5 protein-coding genes are annotated in these 4,226 nt (G+C 70.2%); all 5 read left to right on the forward strand.

From position 1 onward, the window contains the following. Positions 1-415, forward strand: a 415-nt coding sequence (locus ABDW35_RS33045) for a dihydroxy-acid dehydratase (protein WP_343718095.1), incomplete at its 5' end; no start/stop codon positions are given. A gap of 55 nt (positions 416-470) precedes the next feature. Further along, a complete protein-coding gene (locus ABDW35_RS33050) occupies positions 471-1,247 on the forward strand; it encodes an SDR family oxidoreductase (protein ID WP_343718096.1) in 777 nt (258 codons plus the stop codon). Positions 1,248-1,255: 8 nt separating this feature from the next. Next, entirely contained in the window at positions 1,256-2,257 is a 1,002-nt protein-coding gene (gene araD1, locus ABDW35_RS33055) for an AraD1 family protein (RefSeq protein ID WP_343718097.1), read from the forward strand. Between the two features lie 178 nt (positions 2,258-2,435). Then, positions 2,436-3,164, forward strand: coding sequence for an SDR family NAD(P)-dependent oxidoreductase (locus ABDW35_RS33060; RefSeq protein ID WP_343718098.1), 729 nt, complete (start codon positions 2,436-2,438; stop codon positions 3,162-3,164). 186 nt (positions 3,165-3,350) lie between these two features. Then, on the forward strand, positions 3,351-4,226 hold an 876-nt coding region (locus ABDW35_RS33065; protein WP_343718099.1), incomplete at its 3' end, for a phosphotransferase.

The following is a 4,226-nucleotide window of genomic DNA, read 5'->3' on the forward strand; positions in this document are numbered from 1 at the left end:
TTGCGGCCCGAAGGGCTATCCGGGCATGGCCGAGGTCGGCAACATGGCGCTGCCGCAGAAGGTGCTGAAGAAGGGCGTGCGCGACATGGTCCGCATCTCCGACGCGCGGATGAGCGGCACCGCCTATGGTACGGTGGTGCTGCACACGGCGCCGGAGGCCGCGGCCGGCGGCCCGCTGGCCCTGGTGCAGGACGGCGACATGATCGAGCTGGATGTCGCCAACCGGCGACTGCATCTCGACGTCTCCGATGCCGAGCTGGCGGAGCGCCGCAAGCGCTGGTCGCCGCCCGAGCCGGCGATGAAGGGCGGCTACCAGGAGCTGTATGTCCGCCACGTCATGCAGGCCGACAAGGGCGCCGACCTGGACTTCCTGGTCGGCTGCCGCGGCCACGCGGTGCCGCGCGACAGCCATTGAGCACGATCCGGCCCCGCCCCGGTCGGGGCGGGCCCTTTCCTTGCAGACGGACATCATGACCCAATACGCGAACTATCCGTCGCTGCGCGACAAGCCGGTCTTCGTCACCGGCGGCGGCAGCGGCATCGGCGAGAGCATCGTCGAGCATTTCTGCCGCCAGCAGGCGCGGGTGTTCTTCGTCGACATCAATGACGAGGCGTCGACCGCGCTGGTCGACCGGCTGAAGGCCGAGGGGCTGACGGCGCCGCGGTTCCGGCATTGCGACCTGCGCGACATCGCCGACCTGCGCGCGGCGGTGGCCGAGGCGCAGCAGGCGATCGGCACCATCCGCATCCTGGTCAACAACGCGGCGCACGACCAGCGCCACGCGCCGGAGACGGTCGAGCCCGACTACTGGGACGAGCGCATGGCGGTCAACCTGCGCCACCAGTTCTTCGCCGCCCAGGCGGTGCAGCCGGGGATGCGCGACGCCGGCGGCGGATCGATCATCAATTTCGGCTCGGTCTCCTGGCGGCTGCGCCAGGGCGGCATGCCGGCCTACACCTCCGCCAAGGCGGGCGTCGAGGGGCTGACCCGCGGCCTGGCCCGCGACTGGGGCCCGCAGCATATCCGGGTGAACACCGTGATGCCGGGCTGGGTCATCACCCAGCGCCAGAAGGAGCTGTGGCTGACGCCGGAGGCGGATGCCGACCGCCGCAAGGGCCAGTGCATCCCGGACGAGGTGCTGCCCGTCCACCTGGCGCAGATGACCCTGTGGCTGGCGGCGGATGACAGCGCGATGTGTACCGGCCAGACCTTCGTGGTCGATGCCGGCTGGGCGAACGGACTGTGAGAATGACGATGAACCTGATCCAACTGCGCACCAAGTCGGGCGAGCGGCGCGTCGGCGTCGCCGGGCAGGGCGACGCCCTGAAGCTGCTCTCCGCCTTCGACACCACCTACGACCTGGCCCAGGCGGCGATCGCCTCGCGCAAGTCGATCGCCGAGTTGGTCGCGGCCGATGACGGCGCCGACACCGAATCCTATGACGCGGTGATCGCCGAGGCCCGGCTGCTGCCGCCGCTGGACCATCCCGACGCGGCGCATTGCATCGTCACCGGCACCGGCCTGACCCATCTCGGCAGCGCCGACGCCCGCGACCAGATGCACAAGAATCTCGGCGAGGCGGAAAAGCTCACCGACAGCATGAAGATGTTCCGCGACGGCCTGACCGGCGGCAAGCCGGCCGGGGGCGAAACCGGCGCCAAGCCGGGCGTGCAGCCGGAATGGTTCTACAAGGGCGACGGGTCGATCGTCGTCGCCGGCGAGCAGCCACTGACCATGCCGTCCTTCGCCCTGGATGGCGGCGAGGAGCCGGAGATCACCGGCTGCTACCTGGTCGGACCGGACGGCACGCCCTGGCGCGTCGGCTTCGCCATCGGCAACGAGTTCTCGGACCACATCACCGAGCGGCAGAACTACCTGTTGCTGGCGCATTCCAAGCTGCGCCAGTGCTCGGTCGGGCCGGAGCTGCTGGTCGGCAAGCTGCCGGAGGATGTGCGCGGCACCAGCCGCATCACCCGCGGCGGCAAGACGATCTGGGAGAAGCCGTTCCTGAGCGGCGAGGCCAATATGAGCCACTGGATCGCCAATCTGGAGCACCACCACTTCAAATATGCCCTGTTCCGACGGCCGGGCGACGTGCATCTGCACTTCTTCGGCACGGCGACGCTGAGCGTCACCGACGGCATCAAGCCGGAGCCAGGCGATCGCTTCGAGATCGAAGCCGCCGCCTTCGGCCGCGCCCTGCGCAACCCGCTGGCGCGCGCGGCCGAGGAGACAGTCACGGTCCGGGCGCTGTAGGACTGAGGGGGCAGCGCTGGCGGTAACGCCGGAGCTGCCCCCTTCTCACCCGATCATTTCCCACCTGCGAGCTTGACCCGGCGATCCTAGACTGGCGACATCCATCTGAGCCCGGATAAAGTCGGGCATATCGAGCCAAGACACCGCCTCAGGCGGGCCGGAACACGGGGAAACGCGGATGAACAGGATCGATCTCGACGGCAAGCTGGCCGTGGTCACCGGCGGGGCGCAGGGCATCGGCCGCGCCGTCGCCGAGCGCTTCATCGCTTCCGGCGCCAGGGTGGTGCTGTGGGACCGCGACCAGGCCCTGGTCGAGGCGACGGCCAAGGCGATCGGCGCCACCGGCGTCGCCATCGACGTCACCGATGCTGCCGCCGTGGCGCAGGCGGTGGAGGCCCAGGGGCAGATCGACATCCTGATCAACAATGCCGGCATCGCCGGCCCCTCGGTGAAGACCTGGGACTATCCGCTCGACACCTGGCGCCAAGTGATCGAGCTGGATTTGAACGCCGTCTACTACTGCTGCCGGGCGGTGGTGCCGGGCATGATCGCGCGCGGCTACGGCCGCATCGTCAACGTCTCCTCGATCGCCGGCAAGGAGGGCAACCCGAACGCCAGCGCCTATTCCGCCGCCAAGTCGGGCGTGATCGCCCTGACCAAGTCGCTGGGCAAGGAGCTGGCGGGCCACGACATCGCGGTCAACTGCGTTACCCCGGCGACGGCCAAGACCCGGATCCTGGAGCAGATCAGCCAGGAGCATATCGACTACATGCTGTCGCGCATCCCCCGCGCCCGCTTCCTGAAGGTCGAGGAGGCGGCGTCGATGATCGCGTGGCTGTGCTCGGCCGAGAACAGCTTCACCACCGGCGCCGTCTTCGACCTTTCCGGCGGTCGCGCGACGTATTAGGTCCTCGCCCAAAGGTGTGGCCGGCATCCCCCTCACCCTCCCGTCGCCTGCGGCGCCGGGCCCCTCCCTCTCCCCAAGGAGAGGGATTTCTGGCCTGCGCTCCCCATACCTCTCTTTGGGGAGAGGTCGAAATCGCGATAGCGATTTCGGGTGAGGGGGCGGCTCCGGCGGATCGAGGCTGAAGCGATGGTCGACGCCGACCTGCTGGCGGCGCTGCGCCGGATGGGGCTGGCCGGGCCGGACGAGACGCCGCGCTTCACCGCGCTGACCGGGGGCGTCTCCTCCGACATCTTCCGCGTCGACCTCGCCTCGGGCCCGATCTGCGTCAAGCGGGCCCTGGCCAGGCTGCGGGTGGCCGCCGACTGGTGGGCGCCGGTGTCGCGCAACCTGTACGAGGCGCGCTGGATGCGGGCCGCCGCGGGCATCGTGCCGCAGGCGGTGCCGCGCCTCTTGGGCCAGGACGAGGCCGCCGGAGCGCTGGCCATGGACTATCTGGCACCGGAGGACCACCCGGTGTGGAAGGCCGAGCTGCGGGACGGCCGGGCCGACCCGGCCTTCGCCGCCGAGGTCGGGCGGCGCCTCGCCGCCATCCATGCCGCCACGGCGAAGTCCCCGGCCCTGGCCGCCGAGTTCCCGACCGACGCGATCTTCTACGACATCCGCCTCGAGCCGTATCTGGTGGCGACCACGGCCGTGCATCCGGACTGCGCCCCGGCGCTGCACGCGCTGGTCGAGACCACGCGGACGACGAAGCGGGCGCTGGTGCATGGCGATGTCAGCCCGAAGAACATCCTCGTCGGGCCGCAAGGGCCGGTGTTCCTGGACGCCGAATGCGCCTGGTGGGGCGACCCCGCCTTCGACTTGGCCTTCTGCCTGAACCACCTGCTGCTGAAGGGGCTGTGGCGGCCGGAGTCGGCGGCGGATTTCCTGGCCTGCTTCGATGCCCTGGCCGATGCCCATCGCGCCAGCGTGGACTGGGAACCGGCCGGCGCCTTCGAGTCCCGCGCCGCCCGGCTGCTGCCCGGCCTGTTCCTGGCCCGGGTCGACGGCAAGTCGCCGGAC

It is taken from the genome of Inquilinus sp. (genome assembly GCF_039594555.1).
In the GTDB taxonomy this organism is placed as follows: domain Bacteria; phylum Pseudomonadota; class Alphaproteobacteria; order DSM-16000; family Inquilinaceae; genus Inquilinus.

What these genes read in the sequence shown, in the direction of transcription:
- ABDW35_RS33050 (WP_343718096.1), top strand. Translation starts at nt 471, where the DNA reads ATGACCCAATACGCGAACTATCCGTCGCTGCGCGACAAGCCGGTCTTC.
- araD1 (WP_343718097.1), top strand. Translation starts at nt 1,256, where the DNA reads ATGAACCTGATCCAACTGCGCACCAAGTCGGGCGAGCGGCGCGTCGGC.
- ABDW35_RS33060 (WP_343718098.1), top strand. Translation starts at nt 2,436, where the DNA reads ATGAACAGGATCGATCTCGACGGCAAGCTGGCCGTGGTCACCGGCGGG.